Below are 13,852 nucleotides of genomic sequence, written 5' to 3' on the forward strand. Positions count from 1 at the left end.
ACGACGTTCAGTCAATCGGATACGAACACGTACAAAACATATATACGAGGAGATACCAACCCTACACGATGGCCGTGACCGACAGACGGGGCTGTGACGGATGCGGTCGAACCCTCCCGCTCGACGACCTGTACTCCGTCACTATGCCCGACGGTCACACTGCAGTCTGTTGTCCGGAGTGTCGGGAGTACGCCGAGGAGGCGGCCGAAAAGCAGTCCGAACTCGACCAGCGACGCCGGGCCTGCGACGGGTGTGGAACCGAGCACCGGCTCTCCGCGCTGTCCGATGTGACGCTGTCCGACGGCACGTCAGTACTCTGATGTGCGGACTGCGAGCGCCACGTTCCCGGACGGGGCGGCGACCGAACCAGTCGCACCGGGAGTTCCTCGACCGGCGGATCCGACGTGACGAACGGGAACTCGTCGGGGGCGAACGACGAAACGGCTGTCAGCCGGAACAGCTGTGACCAGTGCCGGGAGTCGTTCACCGTGGAGCTATACCGGGTCGAAACCGTCGACGGACGCACGCAACGGTTCTGCCCGGACTGCAAGGACGAGGGACTCGCCGACGGCGTGGTCAGGTCTGTCCGAATGCGGCGCTCGGAGGCGTACGCGGTGCTCGAAATCACCGGGAACGCCGACGAGGAGGCGATCCGACAGGCGTATCTGGAACGTGTCAAGGCGGCCCATCCGGACCGCGAGGACGGCAGTCGGGCGGAGTTCAAATCCGTCAAACGGGCTTACGACCGGCTCACCGACTGAGCCGGCGCTACGGGCCTTCTCGTTTGAGAAACCCCAACGTAGCCGGGTCGAAGTGATACCGCCCGCCGCACTCTCCGCAGTCGGTGTGGATCGTCCGTCCGTGGTCGTGGAGCCGCCACAGTTCCCGCTGCTGGTCGGTTATCGGCAGCGTCACCGGATCACCGCACTCCTCGACCGTGCAGTCAAACCGGACGTACCACTTCGGCGTGTCGAGAGAGCCGAGGGGAGTCAGCTCCCCGCGGAGGTTACTCACCAGTCGAAACACCGTCTCGTCCATCTCGTCGTCGTCGAGTTCGACTCCGTCCACGTCGGCGAGATATCCGCCGAGGTCGTCGTGCCGTTCGTACACCGGCAGAACCGGCACGCCCCGCGCGACGGCGTATCCGACCTCCTGGTTCACCCAGGGGTCAGTGGCGGCAGACTCCGTCATCACGGCGACGACGATGTCGCTGTCGTCGATCCGACTTTTGAGACTCTCTCTGCTCACCACGCCGCCGAGTTCGTTCGCGGCGACGTGGACGCCGAACGGGAAGTTCCGGACCGACCTGAACAGTCGTTCGACCGTCTCCGAATCCCCCGGCGCGTGCGAGACGAACACACTCTCGTCACCCATGTCACCTCCCTCTCCCGGTCGGGTCTTAATTGTTTTCAGGTATCATACCTCGACCGCACGATGCGATTAGCCACCGCCGTGAAGCGATCCGGCGAGCGCCGTTTACGATCCTGTCCGCAGTCTGGTGAGCGTCGTTTCCATGAGATAGCAAGTACGGGGGGACCCCCATACGTTTATGCCGACTCTGATGTTACAGTGTGATGGGGGGAACGATGCACGATCTAACAGGGTTCCAGCGAGACTTGCTCACGGTAATCGCCGGTCTCGACGACCCACACGGCCTCGCGATCAAGGAAGAACTAGAGAAGTACTACGAGACGGAGATCCACCACGGTCGATTGTATCCGAACCTCGACACCCTCGTCGACAAGGGGCTCGTCGAGAAAGGGGAACTCGACAGGCGCACCAACTACTACGCGCTGACCCAACGCGGGAAACGCGAGATAGAGGCGCGCCGCGAGTGGGAAGAGCAGTATCTCGAAACCGACTCCGAGTCCGCGACGATAACGTAGAGACCATCACAACCGAGGGGAGAGGGCGAACAGTAGATACGAGTTCGTCCCGAACCTACGGGTGACCATGAGCGACTGCCAAGGGATTTTCGAGAACGACATAGTCGCCAGCGCCGGGGTTCGCCGGACCGATTGCGAACGGTGATCGAGCGCCACCAGTCGGGAATGCGCAACGTTCCCGGTGTGGACGAACTCGTGTACGAGTGCCGGAAGACGCTTCGGGAGGACTCTCCTGTTCGCTGACAGCGAGGCCTACTACGTCGCCGTCGCCCGACGAATCTGGTGTCAGTTCGGGGACACACGACGTGACAGACGCGGAGTTCGAGGCGCTTCTGTCGGTCCACGACGCGACTGTCCGGGCCGCGGTCGATACCGCCGACGACGCCGACTTGAATAGCTCGGTCGAGGAGAAACTGGAAGACGACATCGGGATGGTCCTGCGAAAGGAGAACGCTGAGACGCTCACCGCGACGCTACGGTTCCTCGATAGTGTCGAGCACTCGCTGGGAGAACTCCGTCTGTGTCATGTCGTCGCCGAGCGCCGCGACCCACTCCGCCTCGGCGCGCCACCGGCCCCGCCGGTTGCCCTCGTCGTCGGTGACGGTCGCCCTGACGGTGACGGGGTCGGCGTCCTCGCCGCGCACGTCCCACAGCGTCTGGAGGACCTGCCCAACTTGCCGATGGGGTACGCCGTCTCCGGGGCTGACGGTCTCGTACTCGATCTCGACGCCATCTGACGTTTCTGCGAAATCAGCGAGGTACGCGCCCACGCCCATCAGTTTGTCTTCGAGTCGCTCCTCGAACGGACGCTCGGCGGAATCGGACATACGTCGAGTTGCGGCCGGGACGTGTTAGGAATAGGGGGTCGCTCAGAGCGGGTCGACCAGATCGGCGAGCGCCGCTGCGGGGTCGTCGGCCTTCGCGACGCCGCTCGCAAGCAAGACGCCGTCTGCTCCGAGTTCGCGCGCGGCGACGAGGTCCTCGCCGGTGCTGATGCCCGCCCCGCAGTAGACGTCGACGCTCTCGTCGACGGCAGCGGCCGCGTCGACGGCGTCCCGAACGATATCAGGGTCGGCCTTGCTGACGGGCGTTCCGGTGCCGATGAGTTCCGGGGGTTCGACCGCGACGGCGTCCGGACCGAGGGCGGCCGCGGCGGCCACCTGTTCCGCGTTGTTCGCACAGACCACGGTGTCGAAGTCCGCCCGCTCCGCCGCGTCGAGCGAGCCGTCGATGTCAGCGAGTTTCAGACGGTTCTCCGAGTGGTTGAGCAGCGTCCCGGTCGCGCCGGCGTCGGCCGCTGCCTCCGCGAGCGCGCTCCCGGTGTGACTGCCGTGTTCGACGGGACTGACGTGCTGTGCCCATGTCTCGACTCCCGTCTCGGCGACGGCGGAGAGGTGGGCTGCCTGCGGTGCGATAGCGACGTTAGCGTCCGTGTCGTCGTCGACGTCGGCCGCGGCGCTCGCGACGGCGACTGGGTCACACGGGTACGCCTTCAGATTGACGAGAACGAACATACCACGAGAGGTGGTCCGGGGCTCCAAATAGATTACGCGAGAGCGACGAGATATCCGGCAAGCACCGCGGTCAGTCGTCTCTCGTCACCAGCCGATCCATTCGAAACGGAGAATAACTGGGTTCGGCCCGCTCAGTCCTTGCGCTTGACGACGTCGCCGAGCGTGTACTCGCCGGACGAGGAACCGCCTTCCCACTCGGTGTCTTCGCCGCCGGCACCGCCGCTCAGATTGACGTCGAGGAACCGTTCGAGTTTGGTCTGGACGTCGTCGCTCGGGAGCGTATCTCCGCGTTCGAGTTTCCGGATGAGACTCGCCTTCTCGTTGAGTTCGTCCGCCAGGTCCGCCTGGGAGAGCCCCTCTTCCTCGCGGGCACGGCGGATGATCTCGTCGTAATCCTGCGCGAGTTCGTCCATGTCGTCGAACATGTCGGAGCGGTTTCTGGAACCGCCGGACGACGCGGTCGAACTTGTCGTGCTGGAGCCGCCGGACGCAGAGCTCGACGTGCTCGACCCGTTCGACGAACCCGTTGAGTATTTCGTCGACGTCTCGCCGGACGACGACTGTTGCTTGACTTCGGTCCCGAAGTCAGCGCAGTCTCCGCAGACGTCCAGTTCGGCGCCTTCGACTTTCACCTTCTTCGGCGACGATGTCTCGGCGCCGCACATCTCGCACTGAACCATGGTCACAGATTTAGCGCGGCAGGGTATAAATGATGCGCTGGGTCAGGAGAGTCGCCCCCAGGCCTCGAAAAAACGCTGCCCCGCGGTGAGGTGTCCAACGACCGCGAGAAAGGCGAGCAACCAGCCAGCGATAGAGAGCCCGTACGCCGTCGCGTCGACGAAGTAGGCGACGAAGCCGACGGCGGCGATGATCACGAGCCGGTCGGCGCGGCCGACCAGACCCGCGTACAACCGGTCGAGACCGACCGCTTGCGCCTGCGTTCCGAGGTACGATGTCATGAGGACGCCGGTGACGGCGGCGAGACCGAGCGCGTAACGCTCCACCCCCGCCGCGATGCCGGCGATTATCACGATGTCGGCGTACCGGTCGAGGACGTGGTCGAGGAGGTCGCCGGCCTTCGAATCGACGCCTTGCTCACGGGCCAGCGCGCCGTCGATCACGTCGAACCAGCCGTTCAGCACGACTAGCGTCGACCCCACGACGTACCAGACGGGGTCGGTGCCGGCGAGGAAGTAGGCGGCGCCGGCGGCACCCGCGACGAGACCGGCAACGGCGCTCACGCCGTTCGGAGTGAGCCCGAGGCGGTCGGCCGCGCTCACCCAAGGGCCGATCAGGCGACTCACGTAGGGACGGAGCTGGTCGAGCGTCATAGGTACTCGATGAAGGAGACGGTTCCCGCGCTCGGTTCGCGCTCTCCCGCGATGGCGGCCGAGATATCCCGGGCCACCGCGTCCGGGTCGCGGTCAGTCGTGTCTATTTCGTACACGTTCTCGGGGCCGTGGGCGTCGACGGCCTCCGCGAGAATAACGTCGAGCGCCTCGCTTTCGGCGTTCTCCTCGGCTTTCGCGTCTGTCTCGCCGCGCTCTCGGAGGCGGCGTTCGAGCGCTTCGGGATGACAGCGCAACACGACGACGCGGTCCACGTTGAGGTGGTGCGAGAGGTGGGAGTCGAGTACGACCTCGTCGCGGTCGCTTACCCGCTCCGCGACGGAGTCCAGATCCGCGACGACGCTGTCTCGTTCCTCGTCGACCTCGTCGTACAGCCCCTCCTCGCGGACGACCTCGTTCAGGTGAACCACGTCGAGGTCCGCATCGAGGCGGTCCGTAGCGGTGGTCTTGCCCGTTCCGGGCGTCCCGGTCACGGCGACTCTCATCCGAGAACCTCGTTCAGTTCGGCGACGGCCGTTCGAGTCTGCTCCCGGTCGCCGCAGGTGATGCGGACCCACTCGGGGAGGCCGTAACTGGACACGTCGCGGACGATGACGCCGCGGCGTTTGAGCTGTTCGTACACCTCCGTCCCGTCGCCCACGTTCGCGAGGACGAAGTTCCCAGCGCTCGGGAGGACCTGCGCCTCGATGTGATCCTGCATGTACTCGCGCGCCCACGTTGCGGTTTCGAGGGACTGCTCTACGTGGTCGCGGTCGTCCATCGCGGCGAGGCCGGCGCGGCAAGCGACCTCGCTCGCGGCGAACGGCGTATTGACGCGAGCGTACGCGTCGGCCCACGCCTCGGGAACGACGGCGTAGCCCAGGCGAACGCCGGCGAGGCCGTACGCCTTCGAGAACGTCCGAACGACGGCTACGTCGTCGCGCGTCTCCCGGGTCTCGGTCGCGTCCGAGAGGCCGGCGGGTTTGCTCGCGTCCCCGCCCACCAGCGAGACTGCGGAGGGAGCGTCGGCGTACTCGCCGTACGCTTCGTCGACGACGACGAGCGTCTCGTCGCCGGTCTCTCGGGCGACGCGCTCTATCTCGTCGAGGGTCATCACCCGTCCGGTCGGGTTGTGCGGCGAGTTGACGTAGACGATCCGCTCGCCGTCGTAGGCGTCGAGGACGGCGTCGGCGTCCATCGCGAACCCGTCGTCGGCGGAGAGGGCGTACTCGGTCACCTCGCCGTGGTGATACCGGGCACTCATCCCGTAGTAGGAGAACCCGGGGGCCGGCACCAGAACTTCGTCGCCTGGGTCGAGCATCGCGCGAGAGAGGTAGTCGAGCGCTCCGTCGCCGCCGTTTCCGAGCCATATCTGTTCGTCGGCGACGGACCAGGCGTCCGCGACGGCCGCCGTCAGGTCAGTGTGGGCCGCCGTCGGGTAGGTGCTGGCGCTGTCGGCCGCCTCGCGAATGGCCTCGCTGGCGGCCGGACTCGGGCCGAGCGGGTTCTCGTTCGATGCGAGCTTTGTGAGGGTGCCCGGGTCCGCACCGAGTTCGCGAGCGACTTCCTCGATTCCGCGCCCCGCCTCGTACGGGACGTGGTCCGACAGGTCGCGTGGTTGCATAAACGAGGCAAGTGCGTGACGGGTCTTAAGGTTGCTCAAGACGGTGCAGAGGCCGGCCGTTATCGAAGCTCGTCCGCTCGCCCCCGGGCCAGCGAAACGATTTCCGGGCGGCCGGTGAACGCGACGGAGACCTCGTCGCTCGCGTAGTCGACCGTCTCGACGCTAGTGCGGTCGTACAGCCAGGAGACCAGGCTCATCGCGTCGTCGCAGTTCGGGACGGTGAGTTCACATCGCACCGCGGGAAGTTCGGCCGCGACCGTCGAGGCTAGGTCGTCGATCCCCGACCCTTCGAGGGCGCTGATGGCGACAGGGTCGCTCCAGCGGTCGGCGAGCACGTCCCGCCGGTCATCGAGGGCGTCGTCGTCCGCGATATCGACCTTGTTCAGCGCCGGGACGACCGTCCCGTCGACGTTCCCGTCGAGGACGCGCCGGCAGGTGTCGACGCGGTCGCGGAACGCGTCTATCGGTGCGCTGGCGTCGACGACGAGGACGACCGCGTCGGCGTGGTACGTCTCCGATAACGTTCCGTGGAACGATTCGACGAGGTCGTGCGGGAGGTCGTCGATGAGGCCGACAGTGTCGGTGAGCAAGGCCCGGCGGCCGTCGAGAGTCCCCCGGCGGGTAGTCGTCTGTAGCGTTTCGAACAGTCGGTTCTCGACCGACGCCGTCGCGTCCAGATCGTCGTGCGCCGGGTCGACGGCGTCGACGGAGAGGTCGTCGGCCAGTCGGTGCAACAGTGTCGACTTGCCGGCGTTCGTGTAGCCGGCGATGGCGACCAGCGAGAACCCGCGGTCGTGGCGCTCGGACCGCCGTTTCGCGTGGTCGTCGGCGATGTCGTCCAGCGCTCGCTTCACCCGGTCGATCCTGGAACGGACGTCGTTGAGGCGGGTCCCCTTCTCCGCGGCGAGGGTCATCAGATGGGGATCGCCCTCCTCCTCGATGCGGGGGAGTTCGTACTCCAGCGACGCCAGTTCGACCTGCAACTTCGCGCGACGGGTCGCTGCCCGCTCGGCGAAGATGTCGAGAACGACCCGGTGTCGGTCCGCGACCCGGGTGCCGTCCGGACAGGCGTCGACCAGTGCCGTCGACTGTTTCGGAGACAGGTCGTTGTCGACGACGACCGCCTTGGCGCTCGTTTCCGCCACCAGACGGGCTAGTTCATCTACTTTCCCGCCGCCGAAACAGGTGCCGGCGTCCTCGGCCCGTCGTTGCGTTATCTCCCCGACAACGTCGTATCCTGCGGCTTCCGCGAGCCCCCGGATTTCCGTCGTCTCCGCCGGTCCGTCGTCTACGCGTTTCGCGAGTACGGCTTGTCGTGTCATTCTGTGGTTTGTGTGTCCGTGTCGCTTCGAAAGCGGTACAGCAACCCCGCGGCGCTGACAGTAAGAACGGCTTCCACGTCGGTGGCGAACGATTCCCACGTCGGTGCAGTCGCTGGGGATGACAGACGGAACCGTCACACGGACCCGCAACGGCCGCTCGCGGGCGTAAGCCGTGCGACGGTCAGAAACGGAGACTGATGAGCATCGGCGTAGTCGTACGAACGACGAACGGGGTCAAAGCTCTTGGGTGGGCATGGTACTGTATGGCGTGGTCGTGGTGATTCGTCGGTGACGTAGTTGCGACGCCTCGCCGGTGGCTCGTTCAGAGCGCCTCGTCGACGTGGTCGGCCGCTTTGAGCGCCAGTGCGGCGATGGTGAGCGTCGGGTTCATCGCGCCGCTGGTGACGAAGACGCTGCTGGACGGGACCCAGAGATTGCCGAGGTCGTGGGTCCGGAGTTCGGGGTTCACGACGCTCTCCGCGGGGTCCGTCCCCATCCGCGTCGTGCCCATGTGGTGAAACGCGGGACCGGTGTTTTCGGGGCCGACCGACCACTCGATGTCGACGCCGAGTTCGGTGAGCACGTCGCGCTGGATCTCGTTGGCGCGGCGGAGGGTGTTTCTCGTTCGGTCGTCAAGCGACCACTGGATCTCCGGTACCGGGTTGCCGTGGTCGTCGGTGACGGACGGGTCGAGCGTCACGCGGTTCCGTTCGCGCGGTCGTTGGCCGGCCAGCGCTCCCATGGCGACGTGACCCCCGTAGCCGTCCCGCAGGGTATCGAGCAGGTCGTCTCCCCACTCGTCGCCCGAGAGCGCCATTTCGACCGGCGAGGGGCCGGCGTAGTTGAGAAACTCCAGTTTGAACGGACCGACGTCCTCGTCGGCCTCGTCGTAGAACTGGTGGGACTCGCTGGTGATGAAGCCGACGTGGTTCTGTCGCGTCGGTTCGTCCAGCGTCCCGCCCATCCCGGCGAAGAGGTGGTCCATGAAACACCGGCCGACGAGGCCGCTGGAGTTGGCGAGGCCGTCTGGATATCGCTCAGAGGCCGAGAGCAGGAGCAGTCGGGGTATCTCGACGCCGCCCGCAGCGAGGACGAACGCCCTGGCCTCCTGGGTGTGTTCCCGGCCGTCGGGCGTGGCGTAGACGGCAGACTCGACGCTGTCGCCGGCGGCGTCGTGGACGAGACGCTGGACCGGGGCGCGGTCGACGACCCGGACGCCTTCGTTTTCGGCCTTCCGGACGTGGACGTCGGCACTGTATTTCGCGCCAGAGGGACAGACCGGCTTGCAGGTGCCGAACCCGACGCACTCTCCGCGGTCGTCGTACGGCTCCGAGTTCCGAGCGTTCGGCACGGAGTGCATCGCGATCCCCAGATCGTCGCAGGCCTCGGCGAACAGCGAATCGCTGTAGGAGGGACGGAACGCGGGCATCGGGAACGGCTCCTCGCGCGGTGGCGCGAAGGGGTTGTCGGCAGCGCCCGCGACGCCCAGTTCCGACTCCGCGGCGGCGTAGTACGGTCGCAGGTCGTCGTACGCGATCGGCCAGTCGTCGCCGACGCCCGTCCGCGACGCCAGTTCGAAATCGATCTCGTGGAGGCGCATGACCATCCCCTGCCAGTGCAGCGTCGATCCGCCGACACCTTTCACGCGTGCGCTGTTCAGCGGGTACTCAATTCCGCCGGACGACGAGTACGCGTCGCGGTCGCCGCCCATCTCCCAGACGTCGAGCGGTCCGTGTCCGGGCCGGATCGACCGCTCCATGCGCTCCTCGCGGTCGGCCGGGTCGAACCGTTCGCCTGCTTCGAGGACGACAACGTCGTACCCGCGTTTTCCTAACTGATGTGCGACAAGCGCACCGGCCGGCCCTGCTCCCACTACGCAGACGTCGGCGCGGTCCGAGGGCGTGCGGTCGCCGCTCATCGCGGCCCTCGTCGGTACGTGTCGGTGCCGCCGGGATGGCCCTGCGGGTTCTCGATCCCGACGAGTTCGCCCCCTGTCGGGGAGGTGTACAGCGCGTACAACAGTTCGTTCACGACGAAGTAACGGATCCGTTCGGCGTCGGTCCCGGTCGGGTCCGGGTCCGCCGCGTCGACGCCGAGTTCACGGAGGTGCGCCTCGCGCTCCGCGCCGTCCAGCGAGAGGAACTCGGCGTCGCGCCACGTTCGCGCGCGCTCGTCGAGCGTTACGAGCGCGGCCCGGACGGACTCCCTGTATCCGTCCCGGTCCGCGGCGCGTCCCGCGACGTACGTTTCGACGAACTCACTGACGCCGTCGAGTTCGGAGGGGTAGACGATCCGCGCGACTGCGACCAATAGGTCACGTTCTCGCTCCGGCGTCAGGTCGCGTCCGTCGTCGGGTAACTCCGAGAGCGACCGGTGAAGCCCCGCAACGCCGACCCCCGCGACGACACCCCCGGAGCCGAGCGCGGCGAGGGCGTCGCGTCGTGTAAGCTCCATTTTCAGGCGAGTTAGGCAAACCTAAAACTTATGCCTTGTCGTTTTGCTGTCGGGCGCGGCGACGACAGTGTGGGCGGAAGAATGGACAGTCCCGGCGGCTTACGGTTGCCGGACGCTGTGTTCTAGCGTTCCGACCCCCTCTATCTCGACCGCCACGCTGTCGCCGTCGGTGAGCGGGCCGACGCCTTCGGGCGTCCCGGTTGCGATCACGTCGCCGGGTTCAAGCGTCATGTACGTCGTGATCTCGGCGACGAGTTCGGGCACCGAGAATATCTGCCGGTCGAGCGCGGAGTCCTGGCGCGTCTCGCCGTTGACCCGGAGTTCGACGCTGGCGTCGTCGGGCACCTCGTCCGGCGTCGCCAGAACGGGGCCCACCGGCGCGGCCCCGTCGAACGCCTTCCCGCGCACCCAGTTTTGCTCCCGACGCTGGTCGTCGCGGTTCGAGACGTCGTTCAGACAGGTGTAGCCTGCGACCACGTCCATCGCGTCGTCTTCGGCGACGTTGCGACACTGTTCGCCGATCACGACGGCGAGTTCCGCCTCGTGTTCGATACTGTCTTTCCCGGCAGGGAGCGTGACGGTGTCCCCGTGACCGGCGAGTGCGTTCGGCGGCTTGAGAAAGAGAAGCGGGCGGTCTGGCAGGTCTTCGCCCCGTTCTTCGGCGTGTCGGGCGTAGTTGCGGCCCACGCACACTATCTTCGACGGTTCCGATGGGGGTAACACGTCTACCTCGTCGAAGTCGTACGTCTGTCCGCCGAAAACGACGCCGTTGGCTGTCCACTCGCCAGTTCGAACTGCCCCGGCAGGATCGCGGAATCGAACCCGTTTCATGTTTCGTCAGTCGTGCGACGAGGGGTAAGTGTTTGCGGAAGGCGTAGCTACGTTTCCATCGAGAGGGAGAAAAACTATCATCCGCGGCGTCGGAACCACTCTATCGTATGGACAGAGACCCTCCCCGACCACCGTTCGACAGCCTGGATCGACGGGCGTTCCTCGGTGCGACGGCGACGAGCGCCGCTCTCTCGCTGGTCCCCTCCACCGCGGCGAGTGAGACGGCCGCGGACGAATCGGCGGTAGCGGCAGACGAACCGACGATATCGAACAGTCTCGCGTACGCGTACGAGGTCGCGGGCGAGAACACGACGATTCCGACGCTGATCGAACTCGACGACGTGTCCGCGCTGGCAACCGTCACCGAAGTCGACGCGGCGTTTCGAACGCTCACGGACGGCCCGGTCGCGGCACACGCCGACCTCTCCCCGGGCGATATCGACGAAATCCGGACCGTCGACGGTGTGAAGTCGATGCGGTACGTCCGCGGGTCGAACCCGTTCTGGGTCCTCGGCGAGTATCCCGACGGGATCTTTCCCGCGGCGAGCGACAGCCGGGATTTCATCAGTTACGACCAGGCCGTCGACGGCCTGGACCTGCTCGAACACCGCAACTCCGACCGACTGCGAGTCCGAACGGTCGGTCGCTCCCCCGGCGTCGACGACGAACTCGACGCCCAGGTTCGAGCGCGTCCCGTCCGGATCGCCGAGTTGACGAACGGCGTCCGCGACGGTGACTCGTTCCCCGACAGGGAAACCATCGCGTTCGTCTGCTCGATCCACGGCGACGAACGCTCCGGCGCGGAGGCCGCGCTACGACTGATAGAGGACGTGCTGGCCGGCGACGACGACGACCTCGGCCGCCTGCTGGACGATGTCGCGCTCCTGTTTCTCTTCCCCAACCCCGACGGGTGGGTTACGCGGTCGCCCTGGTCGAATTTACAGAGCGGGGCCGATCCGTTCGACACGTTCATGCGACAGACCGGAACCGGCGTCGACCCAAACCGACAGTATCCCACAGTCGGCTACGTCGACCCGCAACACCACCCCGCCGAACCGAACGGGATCGATCTGCGCGACGACGGGGACGGTACCGGAGGGATAACCGACGCCGGATCGGCTTCGGCCGGAACCCATCCCGGCCGCGACCGGCTCGCCGTCGACCGGGACGTGACCGAGGAGTACCTGGAGACGGTCCCGGACTCGCTTTCCGTCGCGGAACGGCTCCGCGCGTACGACCTGTCGTACTTCGTGGACTTACACGGGATGTACGGGTCGGAAGCGTTCGTGAAGGGACTGGTGATGAATGGCGAGCAGTCCCCCGCGGAACTCGCCGACCTGCGGGCGCTGAACGAACGCGTCGACGACGTACTCTCGGAGTCCATCGGTCCGCTCATCGAGGAGCGACGCGACACGCTCGAAGACGTAGCCGCGGGAGCGCGCGGTCCCTCCACCGTTCCGGAACGGGCCTACGAGTACGGCACTATCGCCGACACCATCGACTACACGACCACCGGCGGACTGTCGACCTGGGCCGGACACCCCCTTGAGATGGGCGGTCTCGATGCGACGACGATATCGTTCGAGATGACGTTCGACAATCGCCTGAACAGAGTGATCACGTACCATCCCGAGATAGTCGACCTTCAGGTCGCGGCCTACCGGCGCGTCATCGAGTCCACCGCCCGCCACGCCGTCTCCTCCCCTGACCGAGCGGTCCGGGGCAACGACACGACGACGGGATACGTCACGTCCCCGTCGCTCGTCCGCCGTTCCGCCGATCTGCCCCACGAAACGGCCGGGGAGATGACGACCGAGAGGGACGGGGCAACGGCGAGCGGGTCGAAAGCGGCCGAAACCGAACTCGTCGAGCGACGGGAAACCGCGTCCCTCGACTCCGGCGACGCCGAGACGCTGGCGTTCGACCTGCCCTCGGCCGCCCGGTCTGTGTCCGTCGATATCTCGGCGACGGGCGGTAGCGCGCCGGCCGCCCGACTCGTCGGTCCGGAGGGCGATGTCGTCCGATTCGCCGACAGCACGGCGTCGCTCGCCGGCGAACGCTGGGTCGTTTCCGACCCCTCGGGCGGCGAGTGGGCGGTCAGGCTGGCGACCGGCGACGAGGACCCCGGCGGCGCGACGCGAGTTCGGGCCACCGGTGTCGTCACCGACGGCAGTCCGCCCGACCCCGAGCAGGCTCTCGGCTACCGACAGCGCCCGTACGAGGCGACGCCGTTCGAGTTCTTCGAGGTGTACGAGTCGGTGCTTGACGGCGGCGAGACGACGGCGCTCACCCCCGACAACGTTCGGGACGGCGCTCTGGTCGACGGCGGTGACCCCGCGGTCGACTCGCTGGTCGTGATCCACGACGACGCCGCGGACGAGAGCTACGTCGACGCACTGGGCTCCTACGTCGACGCCGGCGGAACGCTACTCGTCACCGACGCCGGAACGCGACTGCTCGGCGGCCTCGACATCGCGGCGGTCGACGGGATATCGTCGGACGACGTTACCACGCTGACGAACCCGCTCTCGCTCGTCGGCTGGAAGTACGACGACCACCCGCTCCTCGACGGCGTCCGGGATGTCCAGCAGGAACTCTGGACGTCGCCGTCGCTCGGGTACGCCGTTGAGGGTCAGGTTCCGTTACACGGCGTCAGCGCCGATGCCGTGGAGGAAGCGGGGGGAACAGTAGCGGCGGAACACGGCTCCACCGCGACCGTGGGATCGCTGGGTGACGGAGCTATCCACTTCGTCGGGTCGCTCCTGCCGCCCGCCACGCAGGAGAACCTCCATCCCTTCGGCGTCCACGACTACGCGGTGACTACGCTGGGGACGACGCTTCTCGCCAACGCGGTCGGACACGACCCGCCCTGGGCGGACGGATCGTGATCCGT

At 66.7% G+C, this 13,852-nt stretch carries 15 protein-coding genes; 5 read left to right on the forward strand and 10 right to left on the reverse strand.

All coding sequences use genetic code 11. The features are described from left to right. Positions 1-68: 68 nt before the first annotated feature. Positions 69-320 (forward strand): hypothetical protein, encoded by a 252-nt coding sequence (locus tag SM753_RS16580; RefSeq protein WP_323192468.1) that lies wholly within the window; start codon positions 69-71, stop codon positions 318-320. Between the two features lie 84 nt (positions 321-404). Then, on the forward strand, positions 405-761 hold the full coding sequence (locus tag SM753_RS16585) for a J domain-containing protein (RefSeq protein ID WP_323192469.1): 357 nt from the start codon (positions 405-407) through the stop codon (positions 759-761). A 7-nt stretch (positions 762-768) separates the two neighbouring features. On the opposite strand, the gene SM753_RS16590 is transcribed toward SM753_RS16585, so the two are convergent. Next, on the reverse strand, positions 769-1,374 hold the full coding sequence (locus tag SM753_RS16590; RefSeq protein WP_323192470.1) for a toll/interleukin-1 receptor domain-containing protein: 606 nt from the start codon (positions 1,372-1,374) through the stop codon (positions 769-771). A gap of 212 nt (positions 1,375-1,586) precedes the next feature. Here SM753_RS16590 and SM753_RS16595 point away from each other — a divergent pair, with 212 nt between their 5' ends. Further along, positions 1,587-1,886 carry a PadR family transcriptional regulator gene (locus SM753_RS16595; RefSeq protein WP_135535312.1) on the forward strand — a complete coding sequence of 100 codons (300 nt, stop codon included), beginning with the start codon at positions 1,587-1,589 and terminating at the stop codon, positions 1,884-1,886. Between the two features lie 305 nt (positions 1,887-2,191). Next, on the forward strand, positions 2,192-2,623 hold the full coding sequence (locus SM753_RS16600; RefSeq protein WP_323192471.1) for a hypothetical protein: 432 nt from the start codon (positions 2,192-2,194) through the stop codon (positions 2,621-2,623). Positions 2,624-2,755: 132 nt separating this feature from the next. On the opposite strand, the gene tpiA is transcribed toward SM753_RS16600, so the two are convergent. From tpiA to SM753_RS16645, 9 genes are all read right to left on the reverse strand, one after another. Next, positions 2,756-3,400 carry a triose-phosphate isomerase gene (gene tpiA / locus SM753_RS16605; protein ID WP_135535310.1) on the reverse strand — a complete coding sequence of 215 codons (645 nt, stop codon included), beginning with the start codon at positions 3,398-3,400 and terminating at the stop codon, positions 2,756-2,758. 131 nt (positions 3,401-3,531) lie between these two features. Beyond that, a complete protein-coding gene (locus SM753_RS16610; RefSeq protein WP_323192472.1) occupies positions 3,532-4,080 on the reverse strand; it encodes a multiprotein bridging factor aMBF1 in 549 nt (182 codons plus the stop codon). Between the two features lie 42 nt (positions 4,081-4,122). Next, complete coding sequence (locus SM753_RS16615; RefSeq protein WP_135535308.1) at positions 4,123-4,731, reverse strand: CDP-alcohol phosphatidyltransferase family protein; 609 nt, start codon at positions 4,729-4,731, stop codon at positions 4,123-4,125. Beyond that, on the reverse strand, positions 4,728-5,234 hold the full coding sequence (locus SM753_RS16620) for an adenylate kinase family protein (protein WP_323192473.1): 507 nt from the start codon (positions 5,232-5,234) through the stop codon (positions 4,728-4,730). The genes SM753_RS16615 and SM753_RS16620 overlap by 4 nt, the downstream gene beginning before the upstream one ends. Then, on the reverse strand, positions 5,231-6,352 hold the full coding sequence (gene hisC, locus SM753_RS16625) for a histidinol-phosphate transaminase (RefSeq protein WP_323192474.1): 1,122 nt from the start codon (positions 6,350-6,352) through the stop codon (positions 5,231-5,233). Before hisC ends, SM753_RS16620 begins: the two co-directional genes overlap by 4 nt. Positions 6,353-6,411: 59 nt before the next feature. Then, positions 6,412-7,674, reverse strand: coding sequence for a GTPase HflX (gene hflX / locus SM753_RS16630; protein ID WP_323192475.1), 1,263 nt, complete (start codon positions 7,672-7,674; stop codon positions 6,412-6,414). Positions 7,675-7,996: 322 nt separating this feature from the next. Then, positions 7,997-9,592: a GMC family oxidoreductase gene (locus SM753_RS16635; RefSeq protein WP_138797365.1), complete on the reverse strand. Its 1,596-nt coding sequence runs from the start codon at positions 9,590-9,592 to the stop codon at positions 7,997-7,999. Further along, the gene (locus SM753_RS16640; RefSeq protein ID WP_138797366.1) at positions 9,589-10,128 is read right to left on the reverse strand and encodes a gluconate 2-dehydrogenase subunit 3 family protein; all 540 of its coding nucleotides are present in this window, start codon (positions 10,126-10,128) and stop codon (positions 9,589-9,591) included. Before SM753_RS16640 ends, SM753_RS16635 begins: the two co-directional genes overlap by 4 nt. A gap of 99 nt (positions 10,129-10,227) precedes the next feature. Continuing rightward, positions 10,228-10,959 (reverse strand): fumarylacetoacetate hydrolase family protein, encoded by a 732-nt coding sequence (locus SM753_RS16645; protein WP_323192476.1) that lies wholly within the window; start codon positions 10,957-10,959, stop codon positions 10,228-10,230. 107 nt (positions 10,960-11,066) lie between these two features. On the opposite strand from SM753_RS16645, the gene SM753_RS16650 reads away from it, so the two are divergent. After that, positions 11,067-13,847 (forward strand): M14 family zinc carboxypeptidase, encoded by a 2,781-nt coding sequence (locus tag SM753_RS16650; RefSeq protein ID WP_323192477.1) that lies wholly within the window; start codon positions 11,067-11,069, stop codon positions 13,845-13,847. Positions 13,848-13,852: the final 5 nt, after the last annotated feature.

Origin of the sequence: Halostella sp. PRR32, from assembly GCF_034808085.1 — an archaeon.
In the GTDB taxonomy this organism is placed as follows: domain Archaea; phylum Halobacteriota; class Halobacteria; order Halobacteriales; family Natronoarchaeaceae; genus Halostella; species Halostella pelagica.